Genomic DNA, 23,168 nt, shown 5'->3' on the forward strand with positions numbered 1-23,168 from the left:
TTCATTTAGGCGCAATTGAGGCTTAACGGCTCACGGGTTCTCCCATGGCTACGAGTACTTTTCGATCTCCCTGATACGGGTTCCGTGCATGCGCCACCAGCATATTGTCCAGCATAAGAATATCTCCCTCTTGCCATGGAAAGGCGATCGTGGCATCGGCATAAGCCTGACGAATATGTGCAGCCACATCAGCATCAATTGAAGTTCCGTCTCCATAATACGTCTGGTATGGCAAGCCGCTCTCTCCAAATTCTTCGAGCATCAAGTTGCGAACTTCCTCGTTCAAGCTACTGCTATGCCAGAAGGCAATATGATTGAACCACAGGTTCTCATTTGTATCCGGGTGGATCGTAATGGCCGGTCTCACCTGCTTCGTTGTCAATGTTCCATCCTCATTCCATTGGCAAGCCATGTTGTTGTCCAGGCAATATTGCTCGACCTCGTCCTTGGACTCCGTGTGGAAAACATACTGCCAGGTCTGTCCGAATCCGGTTCCGTAGTTTCGAACCAACATCCAGCCTTTCTCTGCAAAAACATCCCGAATGTCCGGATCAATGAGGTTATATACTTTCCGTACATCCACAATAGGTGTTTCTCCTCCTTCATCAGCGACAACGATACTGGAGAACCAGATTTTTTTGGGCCATGTCATGACGTAGGACAGTTCATTATGCGGTGCAATGGATTCCTCGTTCGGAAATTCCGTTGACGTATACACCTTGCCCTGTACTTGGGTTCTCGGTGTCGCTCCTTCTTTATAACTGAGCGGTTCGGGGCAGCTTACATCGATGAAACCATAAAAGCTTTCTGGTGTGGTAGTATCAAAACCTCTGAACAGGACGCCACCATATTTCAAAATTTTCTCTTCCACCATACCCTTATTGTTGAGATACCATTGATTCAGATCCAGACCGGCTACATTGGGTTTAATTACCAATGGCAGCTCTTGACCTTCTTTCAGAAACGATTGCTTCACGATTTCTTTCTGAATGACCATCTGCGCACCTTTATCAAATTTTTTCTTCATGTGTATTCCTCCTAAGATTTGATTTTGTTGAATTTCTTTTTGCTCTTACTGCTATTCAGCAACTCCATCTTGTACTCGTGGGCCATCACCTCCCAATCATGGCGTACAGCTTGAAGACTCCGCGAGGAATCAGCTGCAATCAGCTTCACTACAGCCATATAATCATGCAGAAATCTCTTCATGGTGGATTTGCCGAACAACTCTGTTTTGTATTCAACTACTGCATTCATGACATGGTCAGCCTCGATGAGATTCAACGTCAGATCCCACTTGCTCTTGCCACTGTGGCCCCACAAAATTTCATTCTGAGCAATATTCAGCCCTTCGATGTTGTACGTATTTTTGACATCAAGTACAAACCACGTCTGGAAGAAAGGGGTCAGCCCAGAAGCACGATCCGGGTTCAGCAGTTCAATCAGCTTGCCGAAAGGCATCTCCTGATGATCAAACGCTTCAAATACCGTATTTCTAACCGAAATAATCTGGGCGTCTATGGACTGTTCCGGGTCCATGACCGTCTTCAAGGCAAGACTGTTGGAGAAATATCCGATCAATCTCTGAACCTCGGCACGATTACGGTTTGCAACGGGTGTTCCTACGACGATCTCGGTTTCACCCGAGTAAAAGTACAGCAACATTTTGTAGGCGGTGAGCATGGTGATGTACAGACTGGCATTGTTTTTCATACCGGCCTTTTTGATCATTTCAATGGTTTGTATCGGAATTTCTGCGAGCAGTATATCTCCGGTATCCACGTTGTTCAGCGAAGGCTCCCGGTCATAGGGCAATACTTTTACCGATCGGTTGACGGTACTTCCCAACTGGTTGCGCCAATAATCTAGAACTGTCGGAAATTCTTCAGTCATCCATTTTCCTTTTTGCCAATGTGAATAGTCGGAATATTGAATACTCAAATTCTCTATTGCTGCATTTTCTCCCCTCAGATAAGCATTATAGTATGACCCCAGTTCAGCCATCAGGATATCCTGAGACCAGCCATCGAAGATAATGTGATGAAAATTAAAATAGGCAAAATATTGATGTGCATGGATCTGATACAATCCAAAATAATACATCGGCCCGGTTTCCAGGTTGAACTGGTGTCTGGATTCTTCTTCAATCACACGCTTCAGACTGGCTTGGGAATTATCCCTCAGCGTATGCTGGACCTCGATGTCAAAAGGCTCATAAGGCCTGATTCGCTGCACCGGTGAATTGTTCTCGATAACAAAATACGTTCTCAATACATCATGCCGCTGCACAATCTGATTCAATGCATAGATGTAAGCCTCTTCCGAGAATGCGCCTTCGAAAAGGACATGTCCGGGAATGTTATATTTGGTGCTCTTCCCCTCGAACTGTTCAACCAGCCACAGGGATTCCTGATTGAATGACATTACACCTTTGAGCGCCGGATCTACTCTGGGAATATCTGTTGACAGGAAGATCGGCTTGTCCATAATTCCGTTCAATACATCCACTTTGGATCTCTTCACTGTGTTGTGTTCCATGCTCATCATGCCTTCCTTTCCTTCCATGATCTGATCCAGATGTGAACTTAAGGATTGGATTGTAGGGAAATTAAACATATCGTTAATCGAAAAATTAAAACCTATCTCGGAAAGCCTTGTGTAGATCTGAATCAACTTAAGTGAATCACCACCCCGTTCGTAGAAATGGTCCGTCACACCCACCTCTTCCAGGCCAAGAATCTCAGACCAGATGGCAGATATCGTCTGTTCCATGCTAGAACTCGGCGCCACATACACATTTTCTTCATCCGATTGTGGCTTCTCTATCGATAACGCCAAGTAATCAATCTTGCCGTTAATCGTAAGTGGAATGGAAGACACCTTGATCAGATGTGTGGGAACCATATACTCCGGCAACAGAGATAGCAAGGTATCCCGAATCATCCTTCGGGTTACATGTGCATCGCTGACGTAATGAGTACATAACTGACGGGATTGCTGATCCGTCTTGACGCTTACAGCAGCATCCCGAACTCCTTTAATTTTCAAGAAAGCCGCCTTGACCTCACCCAGTTCAATTCGATACCCGCGAATCTTCACTTGGTCGTCCATTCTTCCGAGGTATTCCATCTGACCGTCTTCTCTTAACCGGCATAGATCCCCAGTCCGGTACAATCGCTCGCCAGGACGATCCGGGTGTTCGACGTATTTTCTGCCCGTCAATTCGGGTTGGTTCAGATAGCCTCTGGTCACCCCGTCTCCCCCAACCAACAATTCACCCTGAACACCGACAGGAACGTATTGCAGTGATTGATCAAGCACATATATGGATGTGTTCTGAATGGGCTTGCCGATGGGCACATACTCCGTTTGGTCAACATGCGGATCGTAGGCATAGATCATACAGCCCACCACCGTCTCTGTCGGTCCATATTCATTGAAAATGGTAACCTCATGCTTGCTTTGCCGGGTAATATTCGCAGCCAGTGAAGCACTCAGATTATCGCCACCCACAATAAATGTTCGGACATTGGATCTGTCCATAATGTTCATATCCTGAATCAATTGCAGATGAGCCGGCGTCAGCTTGACCAGATCCACTCGCGGATCTAGGACAACATCAGTAATCAATGCCTTGTTATGAGACGAATTGTATATGATCATTGTGTTGCCCGTAATTAACGGTGTAAAGATGGAGGTAATGGTCAGATCAAACGCGATGGATGAATACAGTGAAAAAGTCGTTTTCCTGTCAGTAACATACGTCTGACTCGCCCACCATATATAGTTCGTCAATCCCTTATGTTCCACCAATACACCCTTCGGTGCTCCAGTTGACCCTGATGTGTAGATGACATAAGCCAGATCCTTCATATCTATGGTCAGATTCAGATTATCTGTTGGTATATGCCCATCATTATCTTCAAGAATATGAATGACTTTTAGACTGTCCGGCAAAGTGATACGCTGGTTAACCAGGACAAACCTTACTTGAGAATCTTTCAAAATATACTGAATTCGTTCATCGGGATACTCGGGATCAATCGGAATATAAGCACACCCGGCTTTCATAACAGCCAGAATCGCGATAACCATCTCCATACTGTGTGTTGCAATAATGCCTACCAGTTCTCGCTGCTTGATTCCTCTGCTGATCAATACTGTAGCCAAGCCGTTAGCTCTGGCATTCAATTGTTCATAGTTCATCTCCTGATCCCCCAGGATAAGTGCTGTATGTTGAGGGGTAGCAGCTGCCTGTTCTTCAAACAACTGGATGACGGTTTTGTCGCTTGGGTACACCGCCCCGGTATCATTAAACTCGGTTAGCATCGATTGTTTATCGGCTTCGCTCACAATACTGATCTGTTCAATTCTTTGTTCGGAATGTTCCAGAATGGCTTCCGTAACCGTAAGAAACTGATCGAGCAGATTGTCCATGAACGTTTCACTGAACAACTGGGTCCGATAATCCATCTGAAATATGATACGATCCTCATTGATTTTCTCAATAATGTTGATAAGCAGATCATTCGTCTCATGACCGTTAAACTTGTTGTCCATGAAGACATCATGTCCCTGCATCTTGTCAAAACGTTCTGGTCGATAGACCAGTGATATGCCGAACAGTCTGTTCAGTTCCGGTAACGAGAGTGACTCTCTCAGATCACGGATGAGCTGATTATAGGGATATTTCTGATGACGCAACATTTCTTTCTGTTCATTGGAAATGCGTTGCAGCAAGGATAACACGGATTCAGAGGGTTCTACCCCGATCCTGACAGGTATGGTTGTGACAAACATGCCAATCATATCTTTATCTGTTTTACTAGTGCGGTTCGCGTAGTTGGTTCCAACGACCAAATCGGTTTGGTGAGTGAGTTTATTCAGCAGAATAGCTAGGGTTGAGAGAAAAAAGGTGAATACGCTGACATTCTTCTGACGACAGAACTCTTTCAAACGTACATACATGGAGTAATCCATATTCATCGTTTTTCTTCTGGCTGCGGTGTGAGTTAGAAGGGGATTGTGCGCTTTCAGTTCCATAAATTCGGGAATCGTATGAAACTTCTCTCTCCAAAAGTCCTGATCTTTCGCATAGCGTTTGGAAGCGAGATATTGTTGTTCACTATTAATATAGTATTCATAATCGTGAATCGTAGATTCAATCCTGCTTGCATTACCATCTTTCAGTTCGGCATGATAGGTTTCCGTAATCTCATTCGTCAACTGGAATAACCCCAGGCCATCACAGATGATATGGTGAACCTGAATGATGTATCCGTATTGTCCATGACCTTCATACGTATAAAACTGACATAGATCTTCACTATGTACATGAATCGGATGGTTACCCACATACTCAGTCCATGTCACACCCGTCAAGGCTGGATCTTCATGAATATGCTTGAGTGATCTGTACTCATAAGGTTGGATGTATTGTTTATTCTCACCTTGATCCAGTATAATTCGGGTTCGAAGCAGTTCGTTATTCTTCAAAACCCTGTTAATCGACCGCTCTAACAAGGTGAAATCGATCGGTTCCGGTATGCTCATCTTGGATGTAATCATCCATACATCTGAATTCGGATATATCATTTCCATATACCATATTCTTCGTTGATGCTCTGTTAAAGGATGCAGATCGACGCATACATTTCCCATCTAATTCTCCTTTATATATAATTTATCCTAAAATAAGTTAATAACAACTTATCACCCCACCAAAATTTAATCAATAACTATTTTATTTGTTTTTTTAACAAAATTTTATATATTTCGACATTAAAACACCATTTATTTCATGGAAAGAATGAAAGTCCCAACCATCCCTTCTACAAGATATCCACTTCCGTTTCATTATTCGGTAAAGTTCGAACAAATGAAAAGCCCCGTGATCGATACAGAGCATCTGCATCTGACCGCGGGGCCGGATTAACGTGAATTATTCCGAACTTCAGTGCTTATCGATCATGACTAGCCTAACGGAATTGGAAAAATTTCAGCTATCGACTCCCTTTCCGAATTGCTCTGCATGTTCCGTCATCTTCCTACTCAATCTTGCTCTTAATCCACTCATCCATTCCGGCTCATGCGAAAACTGCTCTGCAGCAGACCGAAGCACACGCACATATCCATATAGATTGGCAAACCGGCGGCATGCGGGGAACATGCTCTCCAGATCATAACGTTCTCCCACCTTGGACCAATACCCGTTCAGGAACAATTGTTTCTTCTGCTCCCATTGATCAGGCTCGATTTCCTCTAATAAGCTATCCAGACTCTGCTCCACATCCATCGCGTACCAGTGATACATTGAGTCATCAAAATCAGTGGCATAACAAGACTGGCTATCTTCGTCATAGAAGACATTATCCAGTTCAAAATCGTAGTGGATGAGTCCGAAATTTTGCTTGTTCATCGGCCAAGCCGAAAAATATGTTCGGAGAAACTCCACCTCACTGAGAGCAGCCATCTCGGCAGGAAAACCCTTCAGGATCTCCTGCATCCAATTCAATACATCCGTATAGGTCCAGCGCCGCTTCTCCTCCTGCTCAGGCGTGAATGTACGCGATAGCTGGTGCAGCTCCCCCAAAGCCTGACCATAGCTGTACAGGATGGAGTCATTTAAATTGATGCTTCCTAACTGCGATCCGGGGACTCGCTTGAATACGGAAGCATAGTACGTTCCCCATGGCGTATGAGCTTCTACAAGTTCTGTTCCTGAATGGGCAGGTACAGCCTCCATGGCTCCATACTGATTCGTTCGAAGATAACGGAGAAACTCCAGTTCAGCGCTGAGATTGACTTGATTTTTTTCCTCTACCGGGGCAAATCGAAGTAATCTCACTTCGCCCTGATCTCTGAACGGATACACGGCATTGGAGGATATACGATAATACTGAAACATGTCCAGCGACTCAGGATCATAACTCCAATTCTTTAGAATCATCTCGGCAAGGTCTTTATTTTGAAATAAATATTTTAATTTTAACATGGACATTTCTCCTTTTTGGTCATTTCATGTGCATTGCTTGTAGCCAACGAATGCCTATTTTTGCGCGCAAAAAGCCGCAGGCTATGCCTGCGGCTTTTAAAAATTCTGAGTGTATGAGAAATTTGCACAAGCAAACAAACCTCGCATACGCCAGAAAAATTGAGCAGTTATATCCCTATTTATCGGCAGAGTTCAGACCGGACTGGGAAACTAGATGTTTCCACCCTGTATTTGATGGTCTGCCGGAATTATTCAGTTCATTCTTACCTTCATTGTAGTGATAGAACATACCATCTTAGACCGTCGTTTCATGACGCTCACTCCCTTCAAAAAACCAGTTGTTACCATAATAGCCGATAAGCCAAATGTAAGCAATTACAAAATGACGATAATCCCATCATTTTTTACTGGACAACCATCACCCGTTCCACCGTCTCGGTGTTGTCCTTATACCACACCATCACGATGTTTTCTTTTTGAAGATCAGACATTTGAATGGACGAATTCGCACGTGGGCTGGAATTGCCCGAACCCGGCATCCTTATGCCTTCCGTGATAGCAACATCATCACTTATATTCAATTTCATCTCCATTCCGGTATCCTTCCACTCCATGCTTGGAGATGAGGTATCCTGCACCTCAAGTAACGCCAGCGTAACTGTGTTTCCATTCACGGAGATGACTCTACCCGTAATGTCGGCATTCATCATCCCCTGCGTCATGTCAGGACTGCCTGTTCGATCATTCATGCCCGCGGTGCCTCTTCCACCTCTCGGTGTTCCTCCATTCATTCCCAGGCCACCACCATTCGGCATACCGTCACCGTTCATGCCTTGCACAGAACTGGTCTTGGTAATATTCTGGGCGGTTATAACATCACAGGCCGTAAGCATAACCGAGCACACTAGCAAAAGGAGTATTGTAACCGATGTGAAATATTTATTTTTTCGCATATGATCACCTTTTTCTCAGGGAATATCTCTCCAAGGTACCTTTACGATGGAATATGAAGTCATACGTATCTTTGAAACCCATATAGGACAGCACAACCAACAACGGATATACAGGGTAGATGTATCTGGACTTAATCTCCCACAGAATATAAAATCCGATGAATCCGAGAATGATCAGGATCAAGGAGACTTCATCATACCGTTTACGACGAATTCCACCGACCAACCGGATGAAAATAAAACAGTACATCAAGAAATTCATCACATATACGATCCAGAGCAAACCTGTCCGATAAGCCGAATTCCCTTGCAACAGTTCTGTTATCGCATTGGTGTAACTGTAGGAGCCCGCGATTCCGCCTCCCCTTCCTCTTCCGGCACCCATGGAACTTTCATTGCCGATTCCGTAGCGGTCCATCTGGTATGTCCCTTCGGTCCAGGTCCATATAATCTTTTTGTAATACATCTGCACCAATTCACTCGCACTTGCTTCAGACAGCTTGTTGCCAATCTCTTGTTTGAACAATGCTGCGCTCTCAGCCTTATTGTAGTTGGCCTGCCTCTGATAGATCTGATAACTCTCCATATTATCCCAGAAGCCAAAACGCTCCAGATTAATCCCCATGTTCAGCCACATATAGACCGGTGCAGAATTCTCTCCAACAGGTTCGCTCACAGCACCGGAGGATTGAAGAACCGCATTCTGAGTCCAGGTTGGTACATTAAACAACATAGACAGCACACCGATGGAAATGACAACTTTCTTCGCTCCGATGCTCCGCATATTTAGCAGGATATATATGATGGCAGCGATTAGCACGATCACGCCGATGCTTCGGAAGTAATTGCCCATCGCGAGAAAAACGGCGGCAATGACAATTGTTTTCCAAGACTTTTCACGTACAAAACGAATAACAAAGTATAAACAAGATGTCAGAAAAGCTGTGGCAATCACATCGTTATAGATCAGGTTGTTCAGGAACAGGGACGGCAGATACGTGGCTGCAAAGATCAACACACCGTAATCACGGTCCGTAGATCTGTCATTCACTTTTTTATAAATAAGATAAATCATGAACGTTGTTAACGTTGAAAACAAAATATTAAATAGTTTGATGACCAGATAGTTATCCTGGAACAGGTACAGCAATGTCTTCAGGTACAACACGATCGAGTAGTTAAACGGGAACATGTGCAGATAACCACCCGTTTCAAACGAAGAGTAGTCTTGGTCATACAGCATGTTCATGGCGAGTGAAAGAACGGTCTGTGAATCATCGGTGGGCACTCTCGGAAATACAAAAATGATGATGATCTGAATGACCAGAGAACATAACAGCACAATCGGAATGACAATCTTCGGGCTGTATTTGTTCAGTTTCAGACACAGAGCATATAACCCGACACCTGAACCAAGAAGCAAAAGAATGACCGGGAGAAAAACACCCCACTGCTGCATGCCCAAAATGGGATTGTCCCCATACAAGGCGTAGTTGTACTGTGCCCGAACCAACAAGGACGAAGCAATAAACACCGCAACAAACACGAGCAAAATGAGATAAAACGACTTATGCAGCACCTTAGACATGCCAAAACTCCTTTTCGATTACAGGATTCCGTGAGTATTATAATGGCTCTGGCTGAAAAATCGCTGAAAGGGAGTAACGCTTGCGATCGGTGCGGATCAGTATGTGTATACAAACAGAAAAAGACCGTCCCTTCGATAAGGTAACGGTCTATATATCCAATTTTTTAAAAGTATAGGGCCTTAGCTAATTGTTGAAGATCACTTCTCGTCCTTAATAAACTCAATGATATCCTGGATCTCACAATCCAAAGCCTCACATATTCGATTCAGCGTATCGAACTTCACACCATCGGTTTCTTCATTATATAATTTGGCAATCCCATTTCTATGTAATCCGGTTAGTCGGGATAAATCAGCAATATTAATTCTTTTCTCACCCATAATACGAGATAAATGAATCTTGATCATACGAATTCCCCTCCAGAAAGCATAAAGAGCAGATGATACAGAGTTGCAGAATTACTTATATGAAAACTTAATTCTCACACGCCTTAAACTATTGTACAACTATTTAATTTTTATCAATCATCTTGATTATATCTCCTGGCTTACATTCCAAGGCAAGACAAATTCGTTCAAGTGTATCGATGGTGATGGATTTGACCTCAGCACCATTACCCGTTACCCACTGACCTATTGTGTTGGGTCGTACACCGGATTTTTTAGCTAAGGCGTACATGGTCATTCCTTTATCTTTGAGAACCTCGTCGAGAGTAAATTTTATCATCTATGAACATCCCTCAATATTTATTTTATATCACATTCAATAACTCTTGACGATATTAACTCGGTGAGTTAATATAAATACAAACATAACGCAACGAGTTATTATTAGTCTATACATATAGAAAGTAGGGAGAAAACATGCTTGAATCTCTGGAATCTTTAGCAGAACCGTTAATCCGAACGCGCTTAGAGTTATTATACAACAATTTATCTCACACGCAGCCTGATTATACCCAACTATCTAAAGAATCTGATCATTACTTTCATAATATTCGCCAAGCTTTACCTGAGCAACTGAATCAAACCCTTTTTCTATATGAAGATACTCAACTCTCTATGCAAACACTTCTCGAAAGAGAGATTTATTTACAAGGGTTTCGGGATGCCCTTCAGCTAATGAACGAGTTACATATAAACAGCTTCTAACAACTTGGCTTCTTACAAAATATGCTATAATCAACAAAGCAATAGAATAGGCTTAAAGGGTCGGTCGGCTACCTCGCCATGAAGGGAGGGATGCCCTGTGACAGTTTTTGAAGCAATCTTGCTGATGCTTACCTTTGGTACGCTCATCGTTGCCATTCTGTCCGATAAACGCAAATAGACCGCCCCCGTAGCAAAGGAATGCGGTCTATTTCATCGTGCCCTTATGTTACCGAAGCCCACCGCCCTTAAAAGCGGCTATTGCTCGGAGGAGTCGTGTTACCAGCACGGCTCTCTTTGCATTTTACGTCTAATCTGCTCTTATTATACCATACTCAAATCTCCGGCGTCACATGTAAACCACGCTAGATACGATACATTTCTTTATACTCATCCACTTATAAAACTTCAATACAATTCGACCAATTCAGAATCGAACCGACAAAATCCTGAATGTCCAGGCCCGGCATCTCATACGTCTCCGCTGTGTTCACCGAACCTGTTGCGTCCTCAATCAAGGTTACCTCTGATCGTAATCTACATGTTTCATGTATATGATTGGCTCATGTTGCTGTTCAAAATCAGCGATAACCGCTTCAATCTTGCCCAACTGAACTGTGAGATCCGTTTTTTACCATTTACTACTTCTTCTGCTTCTTCTCCCGAGCTTTTTCCACATTTTCTTTTACCCGATACTCCACAATCCGGCGGATTAGATCCTCCGGCAATGGCTGATCCAGTGGAAACTGGACAGATCCCTTCCCCCCTTTATACTTGGAGAGTTCCTCTTTGAAAGCTTGAATTCCCCTTGGAGCAGGGTAAAATCCAATATGATGCTGGTATGCGGCAAAATGAACCAAATTCCCATGCTGTGCATACGTAGGCATCTTGTAACTGATCTTCTCTTCGGCGTTCGGAGCCGCTTCACGAATAATCTGTCTTAACGCCTGTAATCTCACCTGTACATCAGGTGCAAACTCCGAGATATATTCATCTACCAGCACCGAATAATGGTTACTCTCAGCCATCTTGGACTCCTTCCACCACGGATACATCAATGGATCCGTGGTACGGGCATATTTGCTTATATTGTACTTCAAATGGACAAGCGGAACAGCTAATTTCCTGCAACTTGGAATGTTAAATTTGATTTTTAAGTGAACTAAGCCTTATAATACGTTTAAACAATTAAACATTATAACGGAGTGAGCCATGAACGAATCGATGGGTAACCAAAAAGTTATTGATATTTTCGAGAATCTAAGTCCTTATCTTCAAGGTTTGGGAGACCCCGTTCGCCAGCGAATCATATCGCTGCTCATTGATCAAGAGAGCATGAACGTATCGCAGATTGCAGAGCATGTCCCCATGTCACGCCCTACGGTCTCTCATCACTTGAAAATATTGCGTCAATCCGGGCTGTTATCGGTTCAGAAAAAAGGTACGGAGATGTATTACAAGCTGGAGTTCAACGATGCGATCGAATTACTCAAACAGCTCGTTCATCTCGTAGAAGTGGAATGTCAGAGCTAGCGCATACCGCGCTGGTGAACCGCATTCCTTTTCTTCACTCTATTATGTTCAATAGTTTAAACATATAAGTACATAAACATATCAACGGAGGTTTATCGAATGAATAGAAAAAGAGTTCTTATCGCTGGAGGTTATGGTGCTGTAGGTGCACAGCTTGCCCGCATTTTACATGACAGGCATCCTGATCTGGAATTGGTATTGGGAGGCCGTTCTGCGGGTAAAGCAGCACCTTTTCCATCCAATCGTGTCCAAACGATTGTTGTTGATACCAATGCAGACGATCCACTGATTCACGCAGGAGAGAATATATCATTAATCATTAATGCAGTGAACGATCTGGATGATCGGTTACTGGTGTCGGCCGTACAGAGAAAAATTCCCCTCATCGATATAACACGCTGGACTGAGGTGTTCAATCAAGCGATCCGTACAATAGAGCAGGAAGAGCTTCATGCTCCGGTAGTGCTGTCCTCTGGATGGATGGCAGGAACGGCGTCACTCTTTGCCATGATACTTTCTAACTCTCTGCAACATGTCGAAGTAAACATTCATGCCCTATGGTCGCTGCGGGATAAGGCCGGCCCTGATTCGGCAGCCTTCATGGACCGGATGAGTATTCCTTTTCAGATAACCGAATCCAATACGCATCGACTCGTCTATCCCATGACAGATCCGATCAAAGTTCATTTCCCGAACGGGTATACGACTCCATGTTACAGATTGGATACACCCGATCACGTCACATTACCTCATACCAGTCATATTGATTCAACCAGCTTCCGCATTGCATTCGATAGTAAAGTATCTACCTATGCACTCACGGGACTGGTTAAAACTGGAGTATGGAAGATGATCAGCGGTGAACGTTTCAAGCCATTCCGGCGAAAGTTGCTCTATAATCCAGGAACTGGGAGTGCACATCATCTGGTCATTCAATTGAAAGGATTGGATGCGAAAGGGAATGAGGTTGAACGAACGATGACGGTCTCTGACCCACTTGGTCAGACCCATATGACTGCACTTGGCGCTGCGGTTCAAGCCGAGAAGATACTGATGATGCCAACGGACAAGCCTATGGCTCCAGGCATCTATTATCCTGAGCATCTGTTCGATGATCGAATGGACATGGATGCGGTTACTCATTTTTTCAAACAATACGGCGTTCAAATATCCCATTCCTGATATCCAGACATAACAAAAAATCCGCGAAGCCGCTCCCTGCAAACAGTGGGACCTTCGCGGATTTTACGAATAATAATGGAGGGATCTATCGTATCAAGTACAAACTTGGGTCTGAAATTATAGCGTCATGGCTCGACCATTGCGCATCAGATAATCTTCTTTTGTTTTGTAATCCGGCATGATGCTACCGATCCGCCGCCAGAAGGAGCGATCATGATTCATGTGGTGAATATGGCACAGTTCATGAATGATGACATAATCCATCACTTCCAGTGGCGCCATCGCCAGGCGATAATTGAACGTCAGCTTTTTGTCCCAGCTGCAACTGCCCCACTTCGTGGGAGAATCTACGATCTCTACTGACTTCGGCTTCACCTTCAACTCCTGCTGATAACGAACGATGCGCTCCCCAATCATGCGTTTACACTCGGCAAAATAAAACTTCTTCAGATTCGCTCGCAGCTCTTCTTCTGTCAGCCCCTCTACAAGGATTAAGTCATGCAGTGCATGCTCCTTGCCAAAAAGCAGAAACTTCCCCTTGCCCTCATCTTCGTATTCCTTGGCTTGAGGACCGTCGAGCGCCCGCTGCATCAGAGCGGATTTCTTCAAAATCACATCCCCGTGCTGCTCTACAAGTTGCCGGATCATGTCTTCACTGGTGCCATTGGGTGCTTTGATTGTTACCATATAAGGCAAGTCCATCGTGATGGACACTTTCTTACGTTTGCCGTATTGGATATGACAGTTAATGCTATGATTATTTAGTTCTATAGTTAACATAATGCGCTCCGCTTCTGAAGTTATTCATTCAACCAAATCAAATTGTATACCATCTCCGACCATAATGCATACTGTTCGGCGATATAATATCCTTGTTGTATTTTTATACATTATTATGTATTATTATTTAATTCTAAAATCGGAGGTTGGATATGACTCATACTACGGATACAGAATACAAAACCATTGAAGAACTATCCCTTAATCACTGGCAGCCCTTGTCCACCTTACTGTATGACGGCTGGGTACTGCGTTTCGCCAAAGGATATACCAAACGTGCCAACTCCGTTCAACCTATCCATTACTCCACTCTGGATGTGCATGAAAAGATTGAGGAATGTGAGCGCATCTATGCTTCCAATCAGTTAAATACCATATTCAAAATCACGCCGTTTATTCAGCCGGATCATCTCGACCAACTTTTGCAAGACAAAGGGTATGGCGTTGTCGATCTGACCCGTATCCAGACTCGGAGTCTGGAAGAGATCAAAGAGCCTGTGCACCAAGCTGTACAGATCGACGAACAGTTGACCGCAGCGTGGCTGGATCACTTTTGCCGGTTGAATCAGGTGAATGATCTGCAACGGGAAACGACGGAACTAATGTTGGACAATATCCGCACAAAGGTAGGTTTCATCTCGCTGTTGATCGATGGGCAAGTCGTCTCTTGTGGGTTTGGTGTCATCGAACGTGGCTATATTGGATTGTATGACATCATTACAGACGCTAACTTCCGGAATCGGGGACTTGCTGAACAGATGATCCTGCATCTATTGCATTGGGCAAAAAAACAAGGTGCTACCTCCAGTTTCCTGCAAGTGGTTGCGAATAATGCACCTGCCCTGAAGCTTTACGCCAAGCTGGGTTATTCAGAGATTTATAGCTATTGGTACAGAGTCAAAGAATAGAGTGTTTGCTAATCAAGCTTAGCTTGTGGATTCTTTCATCATATTCAGTCTGACAAACGTATCAATTCAAAACAACATCTTGAAAGCAAAAACTGCCCTCCTCCTATGAAGGAAAGGCAGTTTTTAATTTGTCTTCGTAATTTTCCAAAACTCTTCACATCGTTCAGCATTACTCCTTGCGCTTTTCTACAAAGGCAGCTTCACCAGCACCTCATATTTCACGCCAGCTTGTATATTCTTAATGATGTCCCCTGCAATTCGTTGACCGTCAACATGCACTTCAATCGTCTGGACAGTTGCATCCTTTTTCATGTTTACATTCAGCTCAGCTCCGCGGAACAACCGCGTAACCGATGCCTCGTTCCAATCTTCTGGTAACTGCGGACGAACCTGAAGCCCTTGTGCGTGACCTTGCAGGCCAAACAATCCGTCGATCAGGCAGCGATACACCCAAGGTACTGTGCCGGTGTTGAACAGATGACTGGAGCGCCCAGCTGTACGTGGGAATTGCCGATAAGCTCCGCGATAATAATTCGGGATAAATACAGGTAGCTGACCCCGCTGGAGAATATCCTCGCCATCAGGACCCGGAATCATTTTAAGCAGCAAACGATACGCCTTCTCCTTCTCGCCCACCAGGTACAACGCATATATATAGAACGCCGCCGCGTGATTGTACACTGCTCCATTCTCTGCACTTCCCGGATGTTTCTGCGTAACTCGACCTACATCTTCCCGCATAGCTGTGAAAGACGGCGCGAGCTTCTCGACACCATACGGCGTCTCCAATTGCTCCTCTACGGCGCGGATTAACTTCTCCTGTTTATCTTGATCCGCAGCACCGCTCATAAGTGCCCAGCTCTGAGGATTGATATAGATGCGTCCTTCCACGTCTTTGCTTACACCAAACACTACATTATCATCCGTAATTCCTCGGGCATACCAGTCCCCATCCCACAGATACTCATTTGCTACCGCATTGGTCTGAGTGGCTTCCTGACGGAATTCCGCTGCAACCTCGGCATGTCCCGCCTGTTCACCAATATATGCCCACACATTGAACGCATATGCCGTCGCAATGGTCAGCCAGCCGGATACTCCTTTGCCTTTGTATCCCACCATGTTCATCGGATCACACCAGTCACCCTGATTGATATAGTTCAACCCGCGCGCATCCCGCTCATGGATCAACCAGCGCATCGCAAGATTCATATGCTCGAGTACACTAACCTTCTGTTCACTGTCTGTAAAAGGAACCAGTTCCTCCAAAATGCTATAGTCATTCGTTTCATCTAGATAGGTCTTCATACAGACCGGAAGCCAGATACAGTGGTCGGTATGAGGAACCTGGTTAATATATTTCAATTCTGCGTCCGGGTGCAAAATAATGCCATCTGGCATCGCACCGCTTATATGCTGCTGAGACAAAGCGGTCAAGAACGCAGCCCGCGCAATCTGCGGCTGAATATAACTCATGCCCATGTTGTCCTGCAAATAATTCCGCGTCTGCGGATCGGTTGTCAGACGGTTGGTTTTGCCATGATAGTACATCTGACGAGGCAGCCAATGATTCACGACATTATCTAACCAGCTGTCCGGTGTCTCGATCTGGATGTTTCCTTGCCCTTCCGCAATATACTCAGCATACTCCTGCTCGGCTGCGGTGAAACCATCCTTTCCTGCCTCATTCTGCTTCACAAAATAATGCTGACGAATGCCTTCGATCTCTGTCTCATCATGAGCCGGGCCAAAGATAAATCGATATGCCTGCTCAGCTCCCGCTTCCAGCTCTACTCTGTATTGCAATACAGCCACAGGTGTCTCATAGCAGGCATCTCCACCAGCGAGCGTCTCCGACTGAAGGGCCGAAGGATTATGTAGTCCACCTTCGCCTTCAAAAGTCTCATGATTCACTTCCCACGCGGTCGGTTGGTGATCTGCGAGCAGATAGGTTTTGTCACTATAGTTTTTGATTTTGCTATAATCCTGATATTTCTGATACGGCGTAACCGCCGAGCAGACAATGCCCTGCAAATCTTCCACATATGAACCGGACTGGTTCATCCATGACATATAACCGACCGTATAATACGGGTAGATACTAAGCTTGCGTTTTCTCGAAGACAGATTGGTCACCTTCACACGCCACAGCTCCATGACATCTTCCTTCGGCAAACGCAGGGACATCTCGATGCAAATGTCGTCCTGAATCACTTTCCAGTGAATATCGTGTTTGCCGACAGCGAACGTATAGCTATCCGCCTGCTTGCGAACGGGTTCATACGGGGCGGAGAAGATTTCGCCACTTATTTCATCTTTAATGTACACAAACCGTCCCGGATGGTGGGCATAGTATGGCTGCTCCGGCTGCATAAACGTCTTGGCTTCCAGGTTGGGCGCATACGAGTATTTGGCAGGTTCGGGCTGCATGAATTGGGCCACCGCGTACCCCCGGCAATTCACATGAATCATCATCTTTTCATTCCAAAGGAATCCGGATGCCTTCGGTAAACTTGTCGGGCTTGTCAGTTCAACATATTGATTATCTTCCGTTGCTTTAATCATCACTGAACCTCACTTTCAGATTATGGAGTCAAAAGACAGAAAACGTTTTAGGTAACTTGTATACAACTTTGTCCATTATAACACGGGAACGCTTACAAAGAATTGAAAACTAAAAAAAGAGCTGAGAAACTCAGCCCTGATTACGTTGTTTTTCGATGCCCAACCTGTCGATCTGTATCCAATACTCTGCAATTTGTTCGTTTTCCACTCGGTATACCGCACTGGCAATTTCAATTATTCTTCTATTATATATAAATATGTAGTAACTCTTGTATTTTAACATGGTCCCCCCGCTACGGAATTACAACTGTTCTATTGTTCTACAGGACTTGAAACCTACCCTCTCACCTTGACAATGCGTCAATATGACCATAAACTAGCAAAGGATATCAGGAAATTAATAGGAGGTTTGGCCGTTAAGAGGTTCGAGTAAGGGTTTTAACCATATCTGATAATCTTTCGGTGTGTAGAAATGTAGCATTAGAGCAACTCAGAAAAACAAGAAAGCGGTGTATCATGAAACGTCTATTTTTCATTATGTTTGCACTCACCCTGTTACTGGCTGGATGCCAGAGTACTGAGCAGGAAAGCAGTCCGTCCGAGAATAATCCTACAGAAGTAGTAGAAGGTTCTACCATTTTAAGTTTGAAACAGAAATACGGCTCTGAATCGGAGCAAGCGATCATGCCGATGTACAATGTAGCTCAGGATGAAGAATTTACGTTCAAGTTTAAAGCAGATTTACGTAAAAGTAACCTGCGAGCTAGTGACATTATTAGTGTACATACCGATATTAAAGCACTCAAAGCAAGCGATGTATATGCCATTCCAGAGACAAACGACAATAGTGTTTCCATTAAGCCTCTTGGATGGGGCGTTTTAAGTTCAGATTCCATGATGAACAAGGATCAAAGTTCTTGGGGCGGTGCCCCCATTTATTACATTCGTCTGAATTATGATCCAGATGCTGAGAAGCTAACACTACTCGATCAGCCCATCATTATTCCGTTTACAGTGAAATCGGAGTTACCCGTACCTAACCTAAGATACGAAATTGACAAAGATAGACGGTTCAAGTTGGTCTGGGACAAGGTTGAAGGTGCCACAGAATATAAAATTTATAAACGTTCTGACCTAACCAACTTCGATACAAATGTACCTCTAACTGGCGCAGAGGACGCTTTCAGTAATAGTCTGCCTTTAGATATTGCGGTAACAACAGAGACGTCTTTCAATGATTTTTTGAGAGACGGAAAAGGCGGGCTAGGCACTTATAATGAAATGATAACTACCACTCAGAACCATGGTATACGAGGAGAATATTACGTCACTGCAATCGGCGGAGGCAAAGAATCCAATTTTAGCAGAGGTGTCCCTACAGCTCCGCTTGCTTCCCAGTTGCCAACATCTCTGAAAGAACAATTGTATAGGGAGAAATTAAAGAATATAGATGTACTTCCTCAGAAAGCAACAGTTGAGTACAATGACGGCTCTCTAGCTCGTGAAACCATAGTCTATGATACCAAAAGCGTAGAAATTTCAGAGTTCAATGAAACGAATATTCCTTTTCATATTAAAGGAACAGCTCTGAAAAGTTACGTGCGCGTAGAGAATGTGACTCAAGCAGATTTGGACAAACTTGCTCATCAAACCGTAGCCGATTCCAGCAACGGACTGGTGGAACCGAAGAATGACACACCTTACGTCCCTGCACCTGATGTGCCAACGATCATCAACAATCATGATACACCTGAGTCTGCAACAGAAACAGAAGAAGCACCGGCTTCGGAAACTCCAACTACAGAGTCTACAACCGATACTGGGACTTCAGAGAATGCAGCAGATCCGGTATCCAACGAGGCTTCTAATGATAATTCTGATAATTCTTCAGATATGGCTTCTGAAGAAACTTCCAATGAAACACCTGCTCCAGCTCCTGAAGCTGAAGAAGACAATCTGGTAGATGAACAAAAGTCCAATACACAGCAAAATGTAGAACAAGGTAATCAGGAAACCGTACCTCAGCCTGCTACAGGCGATGCAATGATTAATGCAGATTCCGCATTAGAAGAAGTTTTAGCCAAAAACATGATTGCGGCACAAGATAAAATTTCGTTAAAAGCTTTCCCCGAAGCTCAAAATTTCACGACACTCTCGGATGTTGTCCTGAAAGTGATGTACCAGAATCCATTGATTCTTGGTGTGGAAGGTTTCGAATACAACTATGGTACGCTTACCCTTTCGATTCATTACAATGAATTGGCTAGTGGTATCCAAAAGAAGCAAGATGAGATTATTGCCAAAGCGAACGAAGTGGTGGCTTCCATCATTAAGGATGGCATGAACGAAGATGAGAAACGTAAAGCCATCTACGATTATCTGAACGATAACGCGAAGTATGATGATGCAGCGCTGGAAAATGCGGAGCAGAACAACTTCAAAAATGTCGATCCGCAGTTCAATGACTCGTTCACCACATACGGTATTCTGGTCAAAGGAGTTGGGGTATGTGCCAGCTATGCTTCCGTTTACAAATTGCTCTCCGATCTCTCGGGACTGGAAAGCATCGTTGTAACGGGCGCTTCCAGCGGCGTTCCACATGCATGGAACAAGGTCAAAATCGGGAACGAATGGTTCCATGTCGATGCCACCAACAACCTGACGAACTCCGGCATCCCATACTTCCTGTATAATGCCAACGATGAGACTGCTGCAAGTCAGAAAACAATAGCGGATCAAGATTATTGGCTTGATTCCGAGCTCGCGATGTTTAATGGCGATAGCGATGCCAATGATTATTATGTACAGAATGATCTCGAAGTCGCGTCCATTAATGAGTACAAAACCAAGGCTGAGAGTGAACTCAAAAAAGGAGAGAACCGGGTCATTCTCCGTTTCGCCTCACCTGTTGACTCTGATGAGCTGATGACAGCTGCCGGCGAAGCCCTCGCAGCAGTGGATGAAGCGCTTCTGAATACAGCACAATTAGCCACGCTAGGCAGTTATGCCATTCTGGACCCGAAACCAGAACAGAAGTAACTTAGTTACACAGGAATCCCCTTTGCTTTTCAACAAGCAAAGGGGATTTTTTGTCTATTATTAGATGACTTCAAGCCATTGATTTAACCTGTTGCAATCTGGTAATAAAAGAAGAAATAAATGCTTTTTCTTTCATGAGATTCTCTTGCAATCTCTCACTTATTTTATTTAGTGTACTTGTATCACGCGTTATATTGTACTTCAGAACTATATTTCTCAATTTAAAGTAGTCCTGTTTCAGAACAGTGCTTAACTCCATAAAAGTTGCATCTGGCTCAATGATTGATATCTCCATTAAATAAGATAAACGTAACTCCATTAGTAGCTTATGTTCATACAAAAGATGAAAGACTCGTGAATCCAATGCTTCTCCAACTAGGGCTGCCTGCTCAATGTCTGTAAAGATGCGTTGAATGGCTTGCATTCCAAAATCGTATTTCTGATCTCTCACTAAGTCATATGTCTCGCTTGAGTTAAGATAGTTTTCCATCGCCGTTATAATCTGCTCCACATGAATTGCATAATTGATATTCTGGATAGGCTTGAGAAATCTCACTTCTGTCCAAAAACTGTACTCATTAGACATGGTCCAGTAGCCTTTCTCAAGTTCATCCAGACTACATACGCTTTGTATGAATTTACCATCATCAAGATTGTCAGCAATGTATATCAAATTTTGATCCAGGTCATACCCGTACACCAATAATTCATGCATGAGATGTTCTTTCTGATAATAGTCTGTACACGCAATGTAGTATCTATCTGCATAAATATATAGATAATACCCCATATCTATCGCTTCCGTAATCACTTGCTTAAGTGATGTTCCCCATTTGCTAATTACAATTTCTTGTGGCAGGTTGTAAAAGGAAATTCCCGGACAGGTACTTAGCAGAAACTGATGAGAATCAAACGAAAAAATTCCCCATCCATGTGCATACCTGATTTGTATAAAGTTATTGAAAATCCATGGCCATAAATCTTCGTGCATAACGGATGTTAATGTCCCATATGATGTGTACGTGCTTATGACAGGGTCACCTAGTTTAAGTACATTCTTGGCCATTACAGAATTCCTCCTTCGATTACTAGGCATAGTGTATTGATCTGAACAGATTCATTGTATAAGCAACGCACTCTCAGAGCTGGGAGCGAAGATCATGTTCTTGAATATATTACCATGTACCTTTCCTGTTTTATATAAGAACGCTTTCATATAAAAAAATATTTTATTTCTCTCATCTTAACGACAAAAAAGAGGATGCCGCCCCCAATATGGAGACCGTATCCTCTTATACAATGATCGGATTACCTAAAACTTTTTACGGACTAACCGTACCGCCATTTGCATTCAATGTCTCACCGCTCACATAGCTGGATTCCTGGCTTGCCAGGAACACAAATGCCGGAGCCATCTCGGCAGGTTGTCCTGCTCGACCAAGCGGTGTGTTGGAGCCAAAATCGGCCAGCTTCTCGACCGGTTGTCCACCTACGACCTGGAGCGGTGTCCATACTGGGCCTGGTGCAACAACGTTGACACGAATCCCTTTGCTACCCACCTGTTGGGCCAATGCTTTACTAAACGTATTGATCGATGCCTTCGTTGTTGCATAATCCAGCAGGATTGGCGAAGGTTTATACGCCTGAATCGATGATGTGTTGATAATGGAGCTGCCCGGCTTCATATGTTTCACAGCTGCTTTGCAGAGCCAGAACATGGAATAGACATTTGTTTTGAACGTTGCATCGAACTGCTCGGTGGTCAGATCCGCAATCTGCTCTACAAACTGCTGTTTACCTGCCACGTTAGCGAGGATATCAATCCCACCAAGCTCTTTTACCGCAGATTCAATGAGTTCCTCACAGTATTTCTCATCCTTCAGGTCACCTGGCATCGTGATTGCTTTGCGACCGGCTTCCTCAATCAGCTTCACAACTTCCTGCGCATCTGCTTCCTCTTCCGGCAGATAGGCCAGAACGACATCTGCGCCTTCACGAGCAAACGCAATCGCTGCCGCTCGGCCAATTCCGCTGTCGGCTCCGGTCACAACCGCTTTGCGTCCTGTTAAACGTCCACTACCTTTATAACTTTTCTCACCCGCATCAGGAACAGGAGTCATCTCACGCTGAAGTCCCGGCTCATCCTGTTGCTGTTTCCACTCCGGTGTCGCCTTTGGATATTGGGTCGTTGGATCTTGCATGGTGTGCTGGTCTTGATTAGCCATGTTCAATTTCCTCCTTGGTTATTTACACGATACCCATCGTATAAACGTATTTTTTTATTTGTTGTGAATTTAATTTGCGTAAAAGTTGCACTCTTTCCTTTGTAACCGAGTTGGGCGTTATTTAAACTAAGCTAACCAGATTCCCTGACAACCGCCCAACATTGAATCTCCTCTAAATCCATGCCATTTTGCGGATAAAAAAATGCACTCCCTGAATGACGCTGAATCACCCTCAGGTTCTCCAATTGTTTC

Annotated in this window: 17 protein-coding genes and 2 pseudogenes; 5 read left to right on the forward strand and 14 right to left on the reverse strand. The window is 44.1% G+C overall.

The annotated features are described in order from the left end of the window. Nucleotides 1–22: 22 nt before the first annotated feature. From D829_RS0119265 to D829_RS0119295, 7 genes are all read right to left on the reverse strand, one after another. Nucleotides 23–1,027 carry a TauD/TfdA family dioxygenase gene (locus tag D829_RS0119265; RefSeq protein ID WP_017690560.1) on the reverse strand — a complete coding sequence of 335 codons (1,005 nt, stop codon included), beginning with the start codon at nucleotides 1,025–1,027 and terminating at the stop codon, nucleotides 23–25. An 11-nt stretch (nucleotides 1,028–1,038) separates the two neighbouring features. Next, on the reverse strand, nucleotides 1,039–5,661 hold the full coding sequence (locus D829_RS0119270) for a non-ribosomal peptide synthetase (RefSeq protein ID WP_017690561.1): 4,623 nt from the start codon (nucleotides 5,659–5,661) through the stop codon (nucleotides 1,039–1,041). A 337-nt stretch (nucleotides 5,662–5,998) separates the two neighbouring features. After that, complete coding sequence (locus tag D829_RS0119275) at nucleotides 5,999–6,994, reverse strand: phosphotransferase (RefSeq protein WP_017690562.1); 996 nt, start codon at nucleotides 6,992–6,994, stop codon at nucleotides 5,999–6,001. Between the two features lie 404 nt (nucleotides 6,995–7,398). Then, nucleotides 7,399–7,947 (reverse strand): hypothetical protein, encoded by a 549-nt coding sequence (locus tag D829_RS0119280; RefSeq protein WP_152417092.1) that lies wholly within the window; start codon nucleotides 7,945–7,947, stop codon nucleotides 7,399–7,401. A 4-nt stretch (nucleotides 7,948–7,951) separates the two neighbouring features. Then, nucleotides 7,952–9,535, reverse strand: coding sequence for a glycosyltransferase family 39 protein (locus D829_RS0119285; RefSeq protein WP_017690564.1), 1,584 nt, complete (start codon nucleotides 9,533–9,535; stop codon nucleotides 7,952–7,954). A 198-nt stretch (nucleotides 9,536–9,733) separates the two neighbouring features. Further along, a complete protein-coding gene (locus tag D829_RS0119290) occupies nucleotides 9,734–9,943 on the reverse strand; it encodes a helix-turn-helix transcriptional regulator (RefSeq protein ID WP_017690565.1) in 210 nt (69 codons plus the stop codon). 103 nt (nucleotides 9,944–10,046) lie between these two features. Further along, nucleotides 10,047–10,262 carry a helix-turn-helix transcriptional regulator gene (locus D829_RS0119295; RefSeq protein WP_017690566.1) on the reverse strand — a complete coding sequence of 72 codons (216 nt, stop codon included), beginning with the start codon at nucleotides 10,260–10,262 and terminating at the stop codon, nucleotides 10,047–10,049. 137 nt (nucleotides 10,263–10,399) lie between these two features. On the opposite strand from D829_RS0119295, the gene D829_RS0119300 reads away from it, so the two are divergent. Further along, nucleotides 10,400–10,687: a DUF6809 family protein gene (locus D829_RS0119300; protein ID WP_017690567.1), complete on the forward strand. Its 288-nt coding sequence runs from the start codon at nucleotides 10,400–10,402 to the stop codon at nucleotides 10,685–10,687. A 395-nt stretch (nucleotides 10,688–11,082) separates the two neighbouring features. Here D829_RS0119300 and D829_RS33015 read toward each other — a convergent pair. Then, nucleotides 11,083–11,208: pseudogene (locus D829_RS33015) on the reverse strand (cysteine hydrolase); the annotation flags it as partial. 117 nt (nucleotides 11,209–11,325) lie between these two features. After that, nucleotides 11,326–11,712, reverse strand: a complete 387-nt coding sequence (locus D829_RS0119315; protein WP_017690569.1) for a DUF1801 domain-containing protein — start codon at nucleotides 11,710–11,712, stop codon at nucleotides 11,326–11,328. A 184-nt stretch (nucleotides 11,713–11,896) separates the two neighbouring features. Between D829_RS0119315 and D829_RS0119320 the strand changes: the two genes are divergently transcribed. Further along, nucleotides 11,897–12,217, forward strand: coding sequence for a metalloregulator ArsR/SmtB family transcription factor (locus tag D829_RS0119320; protein ID WP_017690570.1), 321 nt, complete (start codon nucleotides 11,897–11,899; stop codon nucleotides 12,215–12,217). Between the two features lie 99 nt (nucleotides 12,218–12,316). After that, on the forward strand, nucleotides 12,317–13,399 hold the full coding sequence (locus D829_RS0119325; RefSeq protein WP_017690571.1) for a hypothetical protein: 1,083 nt from the start codon (nucleotides 12,317–12,319) through the stop codon (nucleotides 13,397–13,399). Nucleotides 13,400–13,516: 117 nt separating this feature from the next. Here the strand turns inward: D829_RS0119325 and D829_RS0119330 are convergent, their stop codons facing one another. Further along, entirely contained in the window at nucleotides 13,517–14,179 is a 663-nt protein-coding gene (locus D829_RS0119330; RefSeq protein ID WP_036661651.1) for a SprT family zinc-dependent metalloprotease, read from the reverse strand. A 152-nt stretch (nucleotides 14,180–14,331) separates the two neighbouring features. On the opposite strand from D829_RS0119330, the gene D829_RS0119335 reads away from it, so the two are divergent. After that, nucleotides 14,332–15,087 carry a GNAT family N-acetyltransferase gene (locus D829_RS0119335; RefSeq protein ID WP_017690573.1) on the forward strand — a complete coding sequence of 252 codons (756 nt, stop codon included), beginning with the start codon at nucleotides 14,332–14,334 and terminating at the stop codon, nucleotides 15,085–15,087. A gap of 186 nt (nucleotides 15,088–15,273) precedes the next feature. On the opposite strand, the gene D829_RS0119340 is transcribed toward D829_RS0119335, so the two are convergent. Together D829_RS0119340 and D829_RS34095 are read right to left on the reverse strand one after the other, a co-directional pair. After that, nucleotides 15,274–17,652, reverse strand: a complete 2,379-nt coding sequence (locus D829_RS0119340) for a hypothetical protein (protein WP_017690574.1) — start codon at nucleotides 17,650–17,652, stop codon at nucleotides 15,274–15,276. Between the two features lie 130 nt (nucleotides 17,653–17,782). Beyond that, a pseudogene (locus tag D829_RS34095) lies at nucleotides 17,783–17,890 on the reverse strand (ester cyclase); the annotation flags it as partial. Nucleotides 17,891–18,168: 278 nt separating this feature from the next. Between D829_RS34095 and D829_RS32570 the strand changes: the two are divergent. Then, nucleotides 18,169–20,691, forward strand: coding sequence for a transglutaminase-like domain-containing protein (locus D829_RS32570; RefSeq protein ID WP_017690576.1), 2,523 nt, complete (start codon nucleotides 18,169–18,171; stop codon nucleotides 20,689–20,691). 70 nt (nucleotides 20,692–20,761) lie between these two features. Here D829_RS32570 and D829_RS0119355 read toward each other — a convergent pair whose 3' ends face one another. Beyond that, a complete protein-coding gene (locus tag D829_RS0119355; RefSeq protein WP_017690577.1) occupies nucleotides 20,762–21,757 on the reverse strand; it encodes a hypothetical protein in 996 nt (331 codons plus the stop codon). A gap of 256 nt (nucleotides 21,758–22,013) precedes the next feature. Continuing rightward, the gene (locus D829_RS0119360; RefSeq protein ID WP_017690578.1) at nucleotides 22,014–22,916 is read right to left on the reverse strand and encodes an SDR family oxidoreductase; all 903 of its coding nucleotides are present in this window, start codon (nucleotides 22,914–22,916) and stop codon (nucleotides 22,014–22,016) included. Nucleotides 22,917–23,168 lie beyond the last annotated feature (252 nt).

The organism is Paenibacillus sp. PAMC 26794, from assembly GCF_000316035.1.
In the GTDB taxonomy this organism is placed as follows: domain Bacteria; phylum Bacillota; class Bacilli; order Paenibacillales; family Paenibacillaceae; genus Paenibacillus.

Coding starts and splice junctions, on each gene's coding strand:
- D829_RS0119330 (WP_036661651.1), bottom strand. CDS start 14,179: ATGTTAACTATAGAACTAAATAATCATAGCATTAACTGTCATATCCAA.
- D829_RS0119300 (WP_017690567.1), top strand. CDS start 10,400: ATGCTTGAATCTCTGGAATCTTTAGCAGAACCGTTAATCCGAACGCGC.
- D829_RS0119290 (WP_017690565.1), bottom strand. CDS start 9,943: ATGATCAAGATTCATTTATCTCGTATTATGGGTGAGAAAAGAATTAAT.
- D829_RS0119315 (WP_017690569.1), bottom strand. CDS start 11,712: ATGGCTGAGAGTAACCATTATTCGGTGCTGGTAGATGAATATATCTCG.
- D829_RS0119360 (WP_017690578.1), bottom strand. CDS start 22,916: ATGGCTAATCAAGACCAGCACACCATGCAAGATCCAACGACCCAATAT.
- D829_RS0119340 (WP_017690574.1), bottom strand. CDS start 17,652: ATGATTAAAGCAACGGAAGATAATCAATATGTTGAACTGACAAGCCCG.
- D829_RS0119275 (WP_017690562.1), bottom strand. CDS start 6,994: ATGTTAAAATTAAAATATTTATTTCAAAATAAAGACCTTGCCGAGATG.
- D829_RS0119280 (WP_152417092.1), bottom strand. CDS start 7,947: ATGCGAAAAAATAAATATTTCACATCGGTTACAATACTCCTTTTGCTA.
- D829_RS0119325 (WP_017690571.1), top strand. CDS start 12,317: ATGAATAGAAAAAGAGTTCTTATCGCTGGAGGTTATGGTGCTGTAGGT.
- D829_RS0119355 (WP_017690577.1), bottom strand. CDS start 21,757: ATGGCCAAGAATGTACTTAAACTAGGTGACCCTGTCATAAGCACGTAC.
- D829_RS0119265 (WP_017690560.1), bottom strand. CDS start 1,027: ATGAAGAAAAAATTTGATAAAGGTGCGCAGATGGTCATTCAGAAAGAA.
- D829_RS0119335 (WP_017690573.1), top strand. CDS start 14,332: ATGACTCATACTACGGATACAGAATACAAAACCATTGAAGAACTATCC.
- D829_RS0119285 (WP_017690564.1), bottom strand. CDS start 9,535: ATGTCTAAGGTGCTGCATAAGTCGTTTTATCTCATTTTGCTCGTGTTT.
- D829_RS0119320 (WP_017690570.1), top strand. CDS start 11,897: ATGAACGAATCGATGGGTAACCAAAAAGTTATTGATATTTTCGAGAAT.
- D829_RS0119295 (WP_017690566.1), bottom strand. CDS start 10,262: ATGATAAAATTTACTCTCGACGAGGTTCTCAAAGATAAAGGAATGACC.
- D829_RS0119270 (WP_017690561.1), bottom strand. CDS start 5,661: ATGGGAAATGTATGCGTCGATCTGCATCCTTTAACAGAGCATCAACGA.
- D829_RS32570 (WP_017690576.1), top strand. CDS start 18,169: ATGAAACGTCTATTTTTCATTATGTTTGCACTCACCCTGTTACTGGCT.